At 72.5% G+C, this 14,972-nt stretch carries 15 protein-coding genes; 4 read left to right on the top strand and 11 right to left on the bottom strand.

Going from position 1 to position 14,972, the window contains the following annotated elements; genetic code table 11:
• Nucleotides 1-2 precede the first annotated feature (2 nt).
• The 6 genes from ACESM1_RS11090 to ACESM1_RS11065 all read right to left on the bottom strand — a co-directional run bounded on the left by ACESM1_RS11090 (nt 3) and on the right by ACESM1_RS11065 (nt 4,944).
• Nucleotides 3-728: an SDR family oxidoreductase gene (locus tag ACESM1_RS11090; protein ID WP_372620044.1), complete on the bottom strand. Its 726-nt coding sequence runs from the start codon at nt 726-728 to the stop codon at nt 3-5.
• Nucleotides 725-2,236 carry a tripartite tricarboxylate transporter permease gene (locus ACESM1_RS11085; RefSeq protein WP_372620042.1) on the bottom strand — a complete coding sequence of 504 codons (1,512 nt, stop codon included), beginning with the start codon at nt 2,234-2,236 and terminating at the stop codon, nt 725-727. Before ACESM1_RS11085 ends, ACESM1_RS11090 begins: the two co-directional genes overlap by 4 nt.
• Nucleotides 2,233-2,784, bottom strand: coding sequence for a tripartite tricarboxylate transporter TctB family protein (locus tag ACESM1_RS11080; RefSeq protein ID WP_372620040.1), 552 nt, complete (start codon nt 2,782-2,784; stop codon nt 2,233-2,235). Before ACESM1_RS11080 ends, ACESM1_RS11085 begins: the two co-directional genes overlap by 4 nt.
• Nucleotides 2,781-3,791, bottom strand: coding sequence for a Bug family tripartite tricarboxylate transporter substrate binding protein (locus tag ACESM1_RS11075; protein ID WP_372620039.1), 1,011 nt, complete (start codon nt 3,789-3,791; stop codon nt 2,781-2,783). The genes ACESM1_RS11080 and ACESM1_RS11075 overlap by 4 nt, the downstream gene beginning before the upstream one ends.
• 71 nt (nt 3,792-3,862) lie before the next feature.
• Nucleotides 3,863-4,711: a GNAT family N-acetyltransferase gene (locus tag ACESM1_RS11070; RefSeq protein ID WP_372620037.1), complete on the bottom strand. Its 849-nt coding sequence runs from the start codon at nt 4,709-4,711 to the stop codon at nt 3,863-3,865.
• Nucleotides 4,708-4,944 (bottom strand): hypothetical protein, encoded by a 237-nt coding sequence (locus ACESM1_RS11065; RefSeq protein ID WP_372620036.1) that lies wholly within the window; start codon nt 4,942-4,944, stop codon nt 4,708-4,710. The genes ACESM1_RS11070 and ACESM1_RS11065 overlap by 4 nt, the downstream gene beginning before the upstream one ends.
• Nucleotides 4,945-5,146: 202 nt before the next feature.
• On the opposite strand from ACESM1_RS11065, the gene ACESM1_RS11060 reads away from it, so the two are divergent.
• Genes ACESM1_RS11060 through ACESM1_RS11050 form a run of 3 tightly spaced genes read left to right on the top strand, consistent with a single transcriptional unit; the run spans nt 5,147 to nt 8,402 of the window.
• Entirely contained in the window at nt 5,147-6,157 is a 1,011-nt protein-coding gene (locus tag ACESM1_RS11060; protein WP_372620034.1) for a Gfo/Idh/MocA family protein, read from the top strand.
• On the top strand, nt 6,157-6,975 hold the full coding sequence (locus ACESM1_RS11055) for a sugar phosphate isomerase/epimerase family protein (protein ID WP_372620032.1): 819 nt from the start codon (nt 6,157-6,159) through the stop codon (nt 6,973-6,975). The genes ACESM1_RS11060 and ACESM1_RS11055 overlap by 1 nt, the downstream gene beginning before the upstream one ends.
• Nucleotides 6,975-8,402 carry a mandelate racemase gene (locus tag ACESM1_RS11050; RefSeq protein WP_372620030.1) on the top strand — a complete coding sequence of 476 codons (1,428 nt, stop codon included), beginning with the start codon at nt 6,975-6,977 and terminating at the stop codon, nt 8,400-8,402. The genes ACESM1_RS11055 and ACESM1_RS11050 overlap by 1 nt, the downstream gene beginning before the upstream one ends.
• A gap of 9 nt (nt 8,403-8,411) precedes the next feature.
• On the opposite strand, the gene ACESM1_RS11045 is transcribed toward ACESM1_RS11050, so the two are convergent.
• The 3 genes from ACESM1_RS11045 to ACESM1_RS11035 all read right to left on the bottom strand — a co-directional run bounded on the left by ACESM1_RS11045 (nt 8,412) and on the right by ACESM1_RS11035 (nt 11,704).
• Nucleotides 8,412-9,458, bottom strand: a complete 1,047-nt coding sequence (locus ACESM1_RS11045; RefSeq protein ID WP_372620029.1) for a dihydrodipicolinate synthase family protein — start codon at nt 9,456-9,458, stop codon at nt 8,412-8,414.
• Nucleotides 9,459-9,460: 2 nt separating this feature from the next.
• The gene (locus tag ACESM1_RS11040; RefSeq protein ID WP_372620027.1) at nt 9,461-10,483 is read right to left on the bottom strand and encodes an NAD-dependent epimerase/dehydratase family protein; all 1,023 of its coding nucleotides are present in this window, start codon (nt 10,481-10,483) and stop codon (nt 9,461-9,463) included.
• 69 nt (nt 10,484-10,552) lie between these two features.
• Entirely contained in the window at nt 10,553-11,704 is a 1,152-nt protein-coding gene (locus tag ACESM1_RS11035; protein ID WP_372620025.1) for an FAD-dependent oxidoreductase, read from the bottom strand.
• Between the two features lie 69 nt (nt 11,705-11,773).
• Between ACESM1_RS11035 and ACESM1_RS11030 the strand changes: the two genes are divergently transcribed.
• Entirely contained in the window at nt 11,774-12,814 is a 1,041-nt protein-coding gene (locus ACESM1_RS11030; RefSeq protein ID WP_372620023.1) for a ring-opening amidohydrolase, read from the top strand.
• Here ACESM1_RS11030 and ACESM1_RS11025 read toward each other — a convergent pair.
• Both ACESM1_RS11025 and ACESM1_RS11020 read right to left on the bottom strand, forming a co-directional pair.
• On the bottom strand, nt 12,811-13,980 hold the full coding sequence (locus ACESM1_RS11025; protein ID WP_372620022.1) for an amidase: 1,170 nt from the start codon (nt 13,978-13,980) through the stop codon (nt 12,811-12,813). The two genes, ACESM1_RS11030 and ACESM1_RS11025, sit on opposite strands and share 4 nt — an antisense overlap.
• The gene (locus tag ACESM1_RS11020; RefSeq protein ID WP_372620020.1) at nt 13,977-14,969 is read right to left on the bottom strand and encodes an ABC transporter substrate-binding protein; all 993 of its coding nucleotides are present in this window, start codon (nt 14,967-14,969) and stop codon (nt 13,977-13,979) included. The genes ACESM1_RS11025 and ACESM1_RS11020 overlap by 4 nt, the downstream gene beginning before the upstream one ends.
• Between the last annotated feature and the right edge of the window lie 3 nt (nt 14,970-14,972).

Below are 14,972 nucleotides of genomic sequence, written 5' to 3'. Positions count from 1 at the left end.
CGCTACGTCAGGCCGCCATCCACCCGCAGCAGCCGGCCGGTGATGGCGGAAGCAAGGTCGCTCGCCAGGAACAGCGTGGCCTTCGCGACCTCCTCCGCGGTGGCCGCCCGACCGAGCGGCGTCTCCGAGTCGTAATCGGCCAGCGCCTGCTCCGGCGCCGGGCCGAGGCCGCTCGCCGCGCGTGTGGCGATGCGGGCGTGCAGCGCCTCGGTCGCGACCGGCCCCGGGCCCACCGCATTCACGCGGATGCCGCGCGGCCCGAGTTCCTGCGCCGCGACGCGCACGATGCCCAGCACCGCGTGCTTGGTCGCGTTGTACAGCGCCTGCCGTGGCGCGCCGCGCTCCGACATGATGGAGCCCATCGCAACAACCGAGCCGCCGCGCGGCATTAGCGGCACGCCATGCTTCAGGCAGAGCGCGACGCCGCGCACGTTCACCGCGAAGATGCGGTCCCACTCCGCCATGTCGAGCGCCGTCAGCTCCCGCCAGGGGGGCACCAGGCCAGCATTGGCCACCAGCACGTCCAGCCGCCCGTGCCGCTCACCGATCCGCCCGAAGGCTGCGGCGACCTGCGCCTCATCCGCCACGTCGCACCGCTCGTCCGCGCCATCGAGGTCGAGCGTGACGACTGCCGCGCCCTCAGCGCGGAAGCGCGCGGCGATGGCGGCACCGAGGCCGCGTGCGCCACCGGTGACGGCGGCGATGCGCCCCGCGAGCAGACCGCTCACGTGACGGCGCTGCCCCGCCGGAAGGGCCGGGTGATGCGCGCCATCGCGCCCGGGATCGCCCACAGCGCCGCCAGCACGGTCAGCGCGCAGATGAAGGCGCTGATCGGTCGCGTGAAGAAGGGGCTGATATCGCCGCCGGTCAGCGTCAGCCCGCGCAGCAGGTTCTTGTCCAGCAACTCGCCCAGCACGATGCCGAGCACCAGCGGCGCCATCGGGAAGCGCAGCTCCCGCAGGATGAAGCCGACCAGCCCCGCGCCGAGCATCACCCAGATATCGAACAGGCGGGAGGTGATGGCGAAGGCGCCGACGGTGCACAGCACGAAGACGATGGGCATCAGCCGCGCGCGCGGGATCAGCAGCACCCAGAGCAGCGGCCGCACCAGCACCAGGCCATAGACCAGCTTCACCATGTCGGCGATCACCAGCATGGCGACGATCTGGTAGATGAACTCCGGCGCCGTGATCGCCAGCATCGGGCCGGGGTTGAGCCCGTGGATCATCATCGCCGCCATCAGCACCGCCGCCGGCGCGCTGCCCGGCACCGCGAGGGTCAGCACCGGGATGATGGCGCCGGGGACGCAGGCGCTCTCGCCGGTCTCGGCCGCCATCAGCCCTTCGACGCTGCCCTTGCCGAACTTCTCGCGCTCCGCGCTCGCCCGCTTCGCGGCGGCGTAGCTGGTCCAGGCGGCGATGTCTTCGCCCAGGCCCGGCATTGCGCCGATGAAGGTGCCGAGTGCGCCGGAGCGGAAGATGGTACGCCAGTACTGCGCGACGTCGCGGATGCGCGGGATCACGCTGTCGAGCTTGGAACTCGCCGCCTTCACCGCCGGCCCGCGCATGGAATTCAGCACCTCCGCCACGCCGAAGACGCCCACCAGCACCGGCAGCAGGCCGAGCCCGCCCGCGAGGTCCGCACTGCCGAAGGCGAAGCGCGGATAGGCGTGGTTCGTCTCCTGGCCCACGGTTGCGACCAGCAGACCGAGGAAGCCGGCGATGTAGCCCTTCAGCGGATCGCCGCCCGAGAGGCTGCCGGCGATGACGATGCCGAACAGCGCCACCCAGAACATCTCGTAGCTGCCGAATTCCAGCGCGAACTCGCCGAAGATCGGCGCGAAGGTGGCGAGGATCATCGCGCCGAACAGCGTGCCGAGCCAGGACCCGAGCGTGGAGATGCCCATCGCCCGGCCTGCCAGGCCCTGCCGCGCCAGCGGGTAGCCGTCGAGGGTCGAGGCGGCGGAGGCCGGCGTGCCCGGGATGTTCAGCAGGATGGCGCTGCGCGAGCCGCCATAGATCGCGCCGACATAGACGCAGACCAGGACCATCATCGCCACGTTCGGGCCCATGCTGAAGGTCAGCGTGGTCAGCAGCGCGACACCCATCGTCGCGGTCAGCCCCGGCAGTGCGCCGACAAAGATGCCGATCAGCACCGCCCAGAAGGCGTGGAAAGCCACCCCGCCCTCGAACACATGCGCAAAGCCCGCGACGAGCATGGAAATCGGGTCGTTCAAGGCAGGCGCACCAGGAAGATCCGCTCGAAGACGTAGGTCACCGCGAGCCCGGTGCCGAGGCCGAGCAGCGCCGCCTCGATCACCCGCCGCCAGCGGCGCTGTGCGCTCGCTTCCCATTCGAAAGCGGTGGTGAAGGCGAAGACGAACAGCGCGCTGGCCATCCAGAACGGCATCCGCCCGACCAGCACGCCGGCATAGAGGACGCCGAGCCCCGCCGCGATCAGCAGCTTCCGCCCGTCACCCGATGCCAGCGCCCGTGCCGGCGCAGGCGATCCGGACAGCGCGCCGCGGCGGATGGCGCGCAGCCCGAGCAGGATGGCGAGGATGGCGACGACCGTGCCGTGGAAGCCGGGCACGATGCCCGGCGCCGTCAGGCCGGTCTGCGACTGCTCGATGAAGGTCGGCATCTGCAAGGCAAGCGCGACGACGCCGAGGCCGAAGGCAAGCAGCACCGCCGCGGTGTAGAGGTCCACCCGCGGCGAAAGCGGCGCCCGCTCGCCGGAGAAGGGGCTTTCCGCTTCCTGCTCCGGCGTCTCGGGTTGGCTCAAAGCCGCTCGATCCCCAGCGTGCCCGGGTTCACCTTCGCCGTGCCGCCGTCGAAGTAGAGCCAAGCGGTCTGCCGCACCATCTTCCACGCCTCGTCATAGGCCTCCTGGCCTTGGATCGGCGTGAAGACGGCGGCGCGGCGGTCTGCGTATTCCTTCATGCGGTCGCTGTTCGCGATCTTCTCGCGCCAGACCTGGCCGACGGTGTCAACGACGTTCTGCGGCACGCCCTTGGGGCACCAGATGCCGAAGTAGTTGAGCGGCGCCGGCATGTTCTGGATCCAGTTCCGCACCGAGGGGATCTCGCCATGCCCCGACAGCGTCACCGGTCGTTCCGCCTGAACCGCCAGCGGGATCAGGCGGCGGGCGCGGATCATCTCCGCCGCTTCCACCAGCAGCACCGCGCCGAGCGGCGTCTCGCCGCTCACCGTCGCGATCATCGCCGGGTTGCCGCCGTCATAGGTTGCGTGGCGATAGTCGATGTTGGTGGCGGCCTTGATCGCCGACATCATGTTGTGCCCTGCCGAGCTGACGCCCGCCGTCGCCACCGCCAGGCCCGTGCCCCGGCTCCGCAGCGCCTCCAGCGCGCCGGCGAAGTCGCGGATGCCGGCCTGCGGGTTGGCGACCAGGATGTTCACGTTGGCCACCGCGAAGAACAGGTTCCAGTCCTTCAGTTCGGTGTCGAGCAGGCCGAGCACCTTGTAGCAGCCGACATCCACCGCGGCGCCGGCCGCCCAGGTCAGCCCGTCCTTCTCCGCGGCAAGCGCGTTGCGCGTGCCGATGGAGCCCGAGGCGCCGGGCTGGTTCACCACTACGAAGCGCTGGCCGAGCGCGGATTCGAGCTCGGTCGCGACGAGGCGCGCCATCTGGTCGGTGGAGCCGCCCGCCGCCCAGGGCACGATGATCGTCACCGGCCGTTCCGGCCGCCACGCGCCCTGCGCGCGCGACAGGCCGGGCATGGCGAGCGCCGCCGTGCCCGCGGCGATCAGGTTTCTCCGAGTCGTCGTCATCTGCTTACCTCCCTCCCGTGGTTGCGGTAACCCGCCGGTTACCCGAATGGTGCTGGCATGTCGGCCGAGCGTCAACCGAACTCCGGCCCCGCCATCGCCACGAGGCGTCGCACGATGCCCGGCGGCGGCGCGCCGCGTGCCATGCGGGTGAAGGGGCGCAGGCGTTCCGCGCCGGCGTCCTCCAGCAGCGCGGCCGCCTCGTCTGCCAGGTCGAGCAGCGCCGGCCCGCCGATCGCACGCGAAGCGGCGGCGACCAGCGCGCGGGCGGTGGCGGGGTCCTCGGCGACCACCGGCCCGATCTGCGGCGTTCGCAACCCGTCGCGGCCGAGCACGAAGCCGGAGCCGTCCTCCGCAATCCAGCAGGCCTGCGGCAGTCTGGCTGCGAATCCGCGCAGCAGCGACGCGCGCGGCGCGCCGAAGGCGGCGGCGTCGCAGGCGAGCAGGGCGGGCCAGTCGGTATCGCGCAGCGGGCGCACGCGGCGCTCGGGGCCGCGCAGAGGCGCAGGCAGCCGCCAGCGGGTGAAGCCGAACACATCGGCGAAGCCGAGCCGGCGATACACCTCCCGCCCGGCCGGCGAGGCATCCAGTGCGACGCAGCGAGTGGCCGCCAGATGTCCGATCGCCCATCCCATCAGCCCGGTCGCCAGCCCACGCCGGCGCAGCTCCGGCCGCACCAGCACCATGGAGATCCAGGCGAGATCCGACCCGAAGGGCAGCACCGCAGCCGTGGCGGCGAGGATCGCAGGATCGCCGTCATCCATCGCACGCACCGCGCCGTCCCGCAGGAAGACGCTCCAGTCGGCTTCGTTCTGGTTCCACCCCACGGCGGCGGAGAGCGCGACGGCGCGCGGCAGGTCGTCGCCGGTCAGGTCTCGCATCTGCATCGGGGCGAGGCTGTCGGGGCGCCGCCCGCCGGTCAACCTCCGGTCTCGCCGAACCACACGCCGAACAGTGCGGCGAGCGCCACGAGCATCGGGAAGCCGTTCAGCACCAGCAGCACGGGGCGCGGCAGGCGGCGCACCTCGGGCCGCGGCGCGTTGATGTCCGGCCACAGCTCCCGCCAGACTGCGGCGGCGAAGCAGGCGGCGCTGAACAGGACGAGCACCGAGCCGGTCAGCACCACCGCCCGTTCCGGCAGCACGCCCTCCAGCACCTTCTTCGCGCCGACGCCGCCGGCCAGTGCCGCCAGCCCGGTGCGGAATCAGGCGGCATAGGTACGCTCGGCCGCCAGCACGGTGCGGTCCGCGGCGAGCACGGTGCGACGGTCGGCACTTTCCTACATCAGGTGAGCAACGCGGAACCCGCGCCCCGGCTCCGCCTTGACCCGCCGTGCGGCCGGGCCTTCGCTGGCGCCCATGGTACGGGTGCTCCTGATCGGCTGCGGCGCCTTCGGGCGCGTGCATGCGGCGGCGCTGGCGCGGCTGGGCGTGGAGGCGATCGGGCTCGATCCCGATCCAGCATCGCGCACTGCCCTGCCGGCTCTGCGATTCGCCGATGGCCTGGAGGCGGGCCTCGCCGTCACCGACGCCGCCATCATCGCCACGCCGCCCGCGAGCCATGTGGGGCTTGCCGAGGCCGTCCTGCGCGCCGGCCGCGACCTGTTCCTGGAGAAGCCGGCAACCGAGACGGCGGCTCAGAGCGCGGCGTTGGCGCGGCTGGCGGAGGAGACCGGGCGCATCGCGCAGGTCGGGCTCTATTTCCGCTTCCACCCGAAGGCGCAGGCGCTGCAGGCGATGCTGCGGCGCGGCGAGTTTGGCGCGCTGCATCACCTCTCCGCGCGCATGTCCGGGCTGAAGCGCGCGCGCGGCGATTCCGGCGCGCTGCTCAACGACGCGGTGCACTTCGCCGACCTGCTGCCCTGGCTGGCCGGCGAGGCGCCTGCGCGCGTCTTTGCGACCACCGCCGATCCGCTCCGCCGCGGCCGCGAGGACCTGGCGCTTATCCACCTGCTCTTCCCCTCCGGCGCCACCGGCTTCATCGAGGCCGGCTGCGTCCTGCCCGGCGAGCATGCGGACGCCGTGGTCCCCGGCGCCGAGACGCGCAAGCTGCTCGCCGTCGCGGGGCGCGAGGCGCTGGCCGAGCTGGACTTCGCCGCCGAGCGGCTCGTCCTGCGGCGGGGCCGGCACGAGCCCGCCCCCGGCAGCGCCTGGCTGCCGCACCACGCGCCGCGCGAGGAGGTGGGGGCGCCGGCGCTCGATCCCCTCGGCGTCGTCACCGCGCAGCTCGAGGCCTTCCTGCGTGCGGTGGCCACGCGTGTGCCGCAGGGGCCGGGTCTCGCCGAGGGCGGCGTCGCGCCGCTCGCCATCCTGGACGCCGCGCGGCGTTCCGCGCATGAAGGGCGCGTCGTCGCGCTGGGGGAGGGGTGATGCGCATCGCGCTCTGCAACGAGGTCGTCGCCGCGCTGCCGTTCCAGGACCAGGCGAAGCTTGCCGCCGGACTCGGCTATGCCGGGCTGGAGGTCGCACCCTTCACGCTCGATCCCGAGGCGCCGCACCTGCTGCCCGCCTCGCGCCGCGCGGAGCTGCGCCGCATCGCGGAAGCGGCGGGCGCGCCGATCACCTCGCTGCACTGGCTGCTGGTGGCGCCCGCGGGCCTGTCCATCACCAGCGCAGATGCTGCGATCCGCACACGCACGCTGGACGCGATGGAGCGGCTGATCGGGCTCGCCGCCGATCTCGGCGCGACCCTGCTCGTGCATGGCTCGCCGAAACAGCGCCAGCTGGAGGCCGATGGCGATGCAGGTCGCGCGGAGGAGGCGATGGCAAAGGCCGGCGCCTGGGCCGCGCAGCACGGACTGACCTATTGCCTGGAACCGCTGGATGCGCGGCAGACCAACTGGGCGACGACGGTGGCGGAGGCGGTGGAGATCGTCGCGCGTATCGCCTCGCCGGGGCTGAAAACGATGCTGGATGTCAGCGCCGCCGGCAACGGCGAGCGCGACTCGGTGGAGGAGCTGCTGCGCCGCTTCGTGCCGAGCGGCTGGGTCGCGCATGTGCACCTCAACGACCGCAACCGCCGCGGCCCGGGGCAGGGGAGCGACCGCTTCGGCCCGGTGCTGCGCGCGCTGCGCGAGACCGGCTATGCCGGCTTCTGCGCCGTGGAGCCCTTCGACTACCACCCGGACGGCCCGAGCTGCGCCGCGCGCGCGATCGGCTACCTCTCCGGCCTGATGGAAACGCCGTGATGGACGCACCGCGCTTCACCCTGGTCGAGACGCAGCGCCTGGAATGGCCGTTCCGGCTGCGCATGCCCTTCCGCTTCGGCGTCATCACTGTCACGCATGGCCGCCAGGCCGTGGTGCGCGCGCGCATCCGTCTGGAGGATGGCCGCGAGCAGTGGGGCGTGGCGGCCGAGACGCTGGCCGCCAAATGGTTCGACAAGGACCCCGCGCTGAGCGACGCGCAGAACGAGCACCAGCTCCGCCGCGCCCTGGAACTCGCCGAGCACGCGACGCGCGCCGCCGGTGCCCGCGCCGCCTTCGCGCATTTCGCCGACACCTATGCCGACGTCACCGCCGCCGGCGGTGCGGAGAAGCTGAATCCGCTGGTCGCCAGCTACGGCCGCGCGCTGCTGGACCGCGCCATGCTGGACGCGCTGCTGAAGGCGAAGGGTGTCTCCTTCTGGCGCGGCATGCGCGCGAATATCGGCGGCATGGCGCCGCACGCCATCGTGCCGGACCTCGCCGGCTTCGACTTCGCCGCCATGCTCGCCTCGTCGCAGCCACTGCAGCGCATCCATGCGCGCCACACCGTCGGCCTGGTGGACCCGATCACCGCATCCGAGCAGACGGAGCGGGTGGATGACGGCCTGCCCGAGACGCTGGAGGAGGTCGTCGCCACCTACCGCCACCGCTACTGGAAGCTGAAGGTCGGCGGCAATGTGCAGGCCGACGTCGAGCGTCTCTCGCGCATCGCCGCGGTGCTCGACCGGCTGCATGGCGGCTACCATGCCAGCCTCGACGGCAACGAGCAGTACGAGGATGCCGAAGGCGCGCTCGCCCTGTGGCGTGCCATGGAGAGCGAGCCCCGGCTCGCGAAGCTCTGCGCCTCCATCCTCTACATCGAGCAGCCGGTGAAGCGCGCCCGGGCGCTCGAGACGGGGATGAGCGCGCTCGCAGCCGCCCGCCCGGTCATCATCGACGAGAGCGACGGCCCGCTCGATGCCTTCGTCACCGGCCGCGCGCTCGGCTATGCCGGCGTCTCCTCCAAGGCCTGCAAGGGCGTATGGCGTTCGCTCATCAACCTCGCGCGCTGCCGCGCCTGGAATGCCTCGGAGGGGCGCGAGCGCTACTTCATGTCGGCCGAGGACCTTACCACGCTCGCCGGCGTCTGCGTGCAGCAGGACCTGGCACTAGTCGCCCTGATGGGCCTGCCGCATGTCGAGCGCAACGGCCATCATTTCGTGGACGGCTTCGCCGGCCGCCCGAAGGCCGAGGCGGTGCGCTTCATGGAGGCGCATCCCGATCTCTACGCCGACACGCCGCGCGGCCCGCGGCTGAGGATCAGCGATGGCGCGCTGGACATCGGCTCTCTGGACGTGCCCGGCCTCGGCGCGACGGCGGAGCCGGACTATGCGGCGATGGAGGCGATGCCGAAGGCGGCGTGGCCCTGACGCCCGCCCCTACGACAGCCAACGCTCCAGATTCGCCCGCACGAAGGCATCGTCCGTCAGCTGCGGATAGCGCTTCGCCACCGCCGTCAGCAGCTCCGCCTGCCCTGGCGAGAGCGCCTCCTGCGGATCGAGGCACCAGATCCCCTCCAGGAGCCCCTGCCGGCGCAGCACCTCGTGGCAGCCGGCGATGACGCCGTGGAATGCATTGGCGACGTCGAACACCGCCGCGTTCATCTCCGTCACCTGCGCATCCAGCGCCAGCAGCCCTGCCGGGATCGGCCCGTCGCCCACCGCCCGGCAGCGCGCCTGCAGCTCCACCGCCGCGCGCGTCCACACCGACCAGTGCCCGAGCAGCCCGCCGACGATGCGCAAGCGTGCGCCGCCGCCCAGGTCGAAGGGCGTCAGCAGGTCGCCCACGATGTGGTCGTCATTGCCGGTGTAGAGCGCGATGCGATCCGATGCGCCCGCCTCCTGCACGCCCCGCAGCACGTCCAGCGTGGCATAGCGGTTGAAGGGCGCGATCTTGATCGCCACCACGTTCCCGATCTGCGCAAAGCGCCTCCAGAAGCTGGCGGGCAGGGGCACGCCGCCGACCGCGGGCTGCAGGTAGAAGCCGACCAGCGGCATCTCCTTCGCCACCGCCTCGCAATGCGCGACGATCTCGTCCTCGCTCGCGCCCTTCCACGCCGCCAGCGAGAGCAGCACGGCGTGGTAGCCGAGCCCGCGCGCCAGCTGCGCCTCGCGCACCGCCTGCGCGGTGCGTCCGATCGCGCCGGCGATCAGGAGCGGTGCCTGCGCCTGCTCCGCCGCCGCCTCGGCCGCGATGCGCAGCACCGGCTCGAACAGCCCGACCTCGCGGATCGCGAACTGGGTGGTGTGCACGCCCACCGCGATGCCGCCCGACCCCGCATCGAGATAGTAGCGCGACAGCGCCTTCTGCCGCCGCGGATCTAGCTTGCGCTCCGCCGTCAGCGCCAGCGGATGCGCCGGGATCACGCAGCCCGCGCGCAGCCTGTCGAGCAGGCCCGCAGGCCAGTCCTGCCAGTGAAGGCCCATGCTCAGAACCTCCCGTCGCGCACTTCGAACTTGGTCGGCTTGCCGAGCGCCCGCCCGCCGCGCGAGACCCAATCCGCCTGCCAGCGCACCAGTATCTCCAGCGGCACCGTCGGGTAGCCGAAGATCGAGAAGGCGCGCGCGGCATTGGAGAGCAGCGCCTCCGGCGCCTCCGCCCCGGCGAAGTCGGGGGTCCGGTCCATCAGCGCGCCGAAGCGCGTGGCGAGCCAGCGGATCGAGACCGTCTCCGGCCCCGTCACGTTCAGCACCGGGCAGGACGCATCCGCATGGCGCAACGCGCGCAGCGTCCAGGCATTGGCGTCGCCCTGCCAGATCACGTTGGCGTGGCCCATCGCCAGCGGCACCGGCGTGCCGGTCCATACCTTCGTCGCCACGTCGTGCAGCACGCCGTAGCGCAGGTCGATCGCATAGTTCAGCCGCACGCCGAAGCAGCGCGTGCCGCGCGTGGCCGCGGCGTGCTGGAACACCCGCTCCCGTCCCAGGCAGCTCGCTGCGTATTCGCCGACCGGCGCCGGCGTCGTGCCCTCGTCCGGCGAGGGGCCGTTCACCGGCACCAGCGGCAGCACGTTGCCGGTGGAGAAGAACACGATGCGCGACGCCTGGAAGCGCTCCGCCACGATCGACGGCAGCAGCACGTTCATCGCCCAGGTCAGCGCCTCGTTGCCGGTGGAGCCGAATTTGCGCGCCGCCATGAACACCACGTTCGGCGCATCCGGCAATGCGGCCATCGCCGCGCGGTCCGTCAGGTCCGCGGAGAGGCATTCGATGCCCCAGGACTCCATCCGCTCGCGCAGCCCGGGCTCGGACCAGCGCGCCACCGCGATGACGCGCCGCGCCGGATCGGCGCGCTTCGCCAGCCGGCAGAGCGTCGGCCCCATCTTGCCCGCCGCGCCGAGCACCAGCAGGTCGCCCGGCACCGCCGCGAGGTCCTCGCGCAGCGCCGCGTCCGGGCGCGACATCAGCTCTTCAAGCTCGGCCTCGTCTGCGATCGCCGCCGGCCATGCCATGCCATTTCCTCCCACGCCTTGCCGGGGCGCAGCATGGCCCCGGAGACCGGCGCCGCGCCAGACCCCGGCTCAGGCGACCTCGGTGTAGGTCCGGCGCAGCTTGTCCAGGAACTCCGGCCGCATCTTGGCCCGCGTGCCCGCCACCACGTCGCAGCCCGGCACCAGCGTGTCCGAGGCTTCCAGCGAGAAGTCGCGCACGAAGGTGACGCGCGCATCCCGCGCCGCGGCGACATCCCGTGCGCCGCCGCCGCGCCGCAGCACCTGCGCAGCCACCACGCCGCACTCCACCGCCTGTGTCGCGCCCTGGCCGAGGGTCGGCACCATCGCCTGCGCGGCATCGCCGAGGAACAGCGCGCGGCCCGAAACATCATGCCGCAGCAGCGGCGCGGTGGCGGAACGCGCCCAGTGGATTTCCGCCAGCTGCGCTTCCACCTGGTGCAGCATCCAGGCCACGGAAGGGCAGGGCGCCGCACCCGCCGGCGTGAACAGCGCGCGCTGCGCCGCAGCGGTCTTCATCGCCTCCGGAATCGTGTCGGCGCCGAACAGGGGAAAGGTGCCGGCGATGTACACCGCGCCACCCGGCACGCGGAAGGAGAGCAGCCGCGCATTGCCCTGGAACCACTGGCCGTAATCGTCATGCGGGCAGTCCGCCGCCTCCGTCACCAGCAGCCGCCAGATGCAGACGCCGAGCGGCGTGCCTTCCGGTTCGCCGCAGGCCAGGGCGCGCAGCCGGCTGTAGCGGCCATCGGCGCCGACCAGCAGGTCGAAGCCGCCATGCCGCGTGAGCCCGCCGGGAGTGCGGAACACCGGCACCAGCCGGCCGGCTGCGTCCTCCTCCAGCGCCTCCAGCACGTGCCCATGGCGCGTGCAGCCTGCCGACGGCGCGCGCAGCAGCCGGTAGAGCTCCGACCAGCGGATGCGGATCCCTGGCTCCTCCGCCACCTCCAGCAGGTCGAGGTCGAACAGCCGTGCGCCGTCCGTCAGGTCCACGAACCAGCGCTGCCAGGGCAGCGAGGCCTCGCGCAGCGCCGCATGCCGCGCCGGCATGTGCAGGCGCAGCGCCTTCATCGCGTTGGGGCCGACATTCAGCCCGGTACCGGCCTCGGCATGCTCGCCGGGCGCGATGCGGTCGAAGGCCGCGACCTCGATGCCCGGTGCGCCGAGCAGCGCCTCCGCCAGCAGGCTGCCCGCGACTCCCGTGCCGATGATGCCGATGCGCATGGGCGCAAGATCTCCGAAGTTCCGCACGGGGGCGTGCAAGCGGCGCGCCACGCGCAGTATGCTCGCGCCATGCCGCGCCTCGCCATCCACCGCCTCGCCATGGCCCATCCGGGCGACCTGTCGGAGCTCGAGACGTTGCTCCGCGACGGCACCGTCCGCGCCGGCGAGATCCGCGCAGTGATCGGCAAGACGGAGGGCAATGGCGGGCTCAATGACTTCACGCGCGGCTACTTCACGCAATCACTGATGCTGCTGTTGGCGTCGCAGACCGGTGAGAGCCCCGCGGCGCTCGCCGCGCGCATCCCCTGCGTGCTGTCCGGCGGCACCGAGGGCGCGCTGAGCCCGCACTACATGGTCTTCGCCGTGGAGGACGCCGAGGCGACGGGCCAGCGCGGCCTGGCGCTCGGCACGTCCTTCACGAACACGACTCCTGCACGCGACATTGGCCGGGACGCGCAGATTACGGACGTCATGGAGGCCACCAGGTCCGCCATGGGGCGTGCCGGCATCAGCCGGACGGAGGACGTGGTGCTGGTGCAGGTCAAGGCGCCCGCCCCAGCCGCGCCAGACCCGGCCGCCCGCAGCCAGGATGCCAAGGCGCTGATGGCCCTCTCGCGCGCCGCAGCTGCGATCGGCGTCGCGCGCGCGCTCGGCGAGGTTCCGGATGGTCGCGCAACCGAGTCGGCCCTGCTCAGCGACCTACCACTGTATTCCAACCGCGCTTCGATTTCCTCCGGCGTCGAGGTGACCTGCAATGAGGTAGTCGTGTTCGGCTATGCCGACGGCTGGGCGGAGGGCATCGTCGCGGGCGTCGCGCCTATGGCGGATCTGCTCGATCTCGCCGGCGTGCAGGCGGCCTTCGCGGCGGCGCCCGGTGAGGTGCTCGGCGTGATCGCCAAGGGCGAGCCGGATCGCTCTGGCGCGATCCGCGGGCAGCGCCACACCATGCTCGGCGACACCGACCTCGATGCGCAGCGGCATCTGCGCGGTGCACTGGGCGCGATCGTGGCGGCCGTGGCGGGCGATGGCCGCGTCTTCGTGAGCGGCGGCGCTGAGCATCAGGGCCCGCCGGGCGGCGGGCTGGTCTGCGTCTTCGCGCGGAAGCGTTAGGCGCGTGCCGCCAGACCCAGCAGCGCCTCGTCGCTGCCGGGCATGCCCATCAGCGCCAGGCCGAGCGGCAGGCCCTCGACCTCGGCGAAGGGCAGCACCACCACGGGCGCGCCGAGCAGGCCGGCGATTGCGGTGACGCGCGCGATGCGGTTGCGCAGCGGCCAGTTCACGCTGCGCCTGAGGCCGCGTGGCGGGGCGGCGAACGGGGTGGCAGGAAAGGCGAAGACCGCGCGCCCGCCATCGAACAACTCCTCGGTGCGTGCGCGTTGCACGGCGCGGAAGCCGGCCGCATGCGCAAGCTCCGCCGCGCCACGGTCGCGGCCGGCGATGAAGTTCAGCGCGACTTCCCAGGTGAAGCGCGGGTTCGTGCGGTCGATCCAGTCGGCGAAGCTGTCCCACGCCTCGCGCTGCTGCAGCGCCCCCTGCTCGGCGAACCAGTCGCCGACCGGCGGCTCGGCGCAGAAGGCGCGATGCTCCGCCGCGCCGAGAAGTGCCTCGATGCGCGGCAGTGCGGCGCGTGCCGCCTCGGCAGCGGCGTCATCGGCGAGGGCCGCAATGTCGGCGGCGAAGATCAGGCGTTCCGGCGCGGCGACTTGCGGTGCGGGATCCAGCAGCACACTGCCGACGCGCGCCAGTGTCGCGCCGTCCGTCGCGAGCCAGCCCAGCGTGTCGAAGCTCGGCGCCTGCGCGATCACACCGGCAAACGGCACGCGGCCATGGGTCGGGCGGATGCCGTAGACGCCGCAGAAGCTCGCCGGCGCGCGCACCGAGCCACCGGTGTCGGTGCCCAGCGCGAAATCGGCGAGTTCCCCTGCCACCGCCACCGCGGAGCCGGAGGAGGAACCGCCGGGCAGCCTCTCCGGCGCACGCGGGTTGATCGGCGCACCGTCCTGGCTGGTCTCACCGAATATGCCGCGCGAAAGCTCGTCGGTATGCGTCTTGCCGACGAAGCGGGCGCCGGCGGCGAGCAGCCGCGCAACCACCTCGGCGTGCCGCGCGGCCGGCGCCTGGGCCGCCGCCCAATCCGGGTTGCCGCCGCGGGTAGTCCAGCCGGCGACGTCGATCAGGTCCTTCACCGCGAAGCGGAGGCCTGCCAGCGGTCCCTCGGCAGCGTGCTGCGGCGTCGGGCCGTGGCTGTCCACGAAGGCGTCGAAGCGGTCGGTCATCGGATCGCGTCCACCACCCGATGCGTCCAGGCGCCGGTCGGCGCCCGCGTGATCACCGGGTTCTCGCCGCCGGAGGAGAGCAGCGTCTGCACCGTGCGCTCGTAGTCGGCGGGGTCGAGGCGGCCATCGGCGCTGGTGTCCAGCAGCCGCGCGATCTCGCCCATCATGCGGCGCTGATGCGCCTCGGTCTGCGCGCCGGAGGCATCGTTGTCGAGCACGATTGCCGCCGCCGCGTCCGGGTTCTGCCGCGCCCAGTCCCAGCCCTGCATGGAGGCACGCACGAAGCGCGCCATGCGCGCCACGAAGGCGGCGTCGTTCAGCCGGCCTTCCAGCACGTAGAGCCCGTCCTCCAGCGTGGAGACGCCCTGCTCCTCGTAGCGGAACACCGTCAGCTGCTCCGGCCGGAATCCGCCATCGATCACCTGCCAGTATTCGTTGTAGGTCATGGTGGAGACGCAATCCGCCTGGCGCTGCAGCAGCGGGTCCACGTTGAAGCCCTGGCGCAGCACGCGCACGCCTTGTGGCGAGCCATCCGTGCGATAGCCAAGCCGCGACATCCAGGCGAGGAAGGGGTACTCGTTGCCGGAGAACCAGACGCCGAGCGTACGCCCGCGCAGGTCGGCAGGCGTGCGGATGCCGGTTTCGGCGCGGCAGGTCAGCATCAGGCCGGAGCGCTTGAAGGGCTGCGCGATGTTGACCAGCGGCACGCCGCGCTCGCGGCTGGCGAGTGCGGCCGGCATCCACTCCACCACGACATCGGCGCGGTTGCCGGCGATCACCTGCGGCGGGGCGATATCGGGCCCGCCCGGATTGATCCGCACGTCGAGCCCTGCCTGGCGGTAGAAGCCGCGCGCCTGCGCCGCATAGTAGCCGGCGAACTGCGCCTGCGTGACCCATTTCAGCTGCAGCGTCACGCGTTCCTGCGCGTGCACGGCCGTCGCGCCGCCGACCAATGCGAGCGCCACCAGGGCGCCGAGCCAACGCTTCATGCC

The organism is Falsiroseomonas sp. (assembly GCF_041690465.1).
Taxonomy (GTDB): domain Bacteria; phylum Pseudomonadota; class Alphaproteobacteria; order Acetobacterales; family Acetobacteraceae; genus Falsiroseomonas.
The sequence above is the reverse complement of the archived record's forward strand: the minus strand, read 5'-3'. Positions and strand labels throughout refer to the sequence as shown.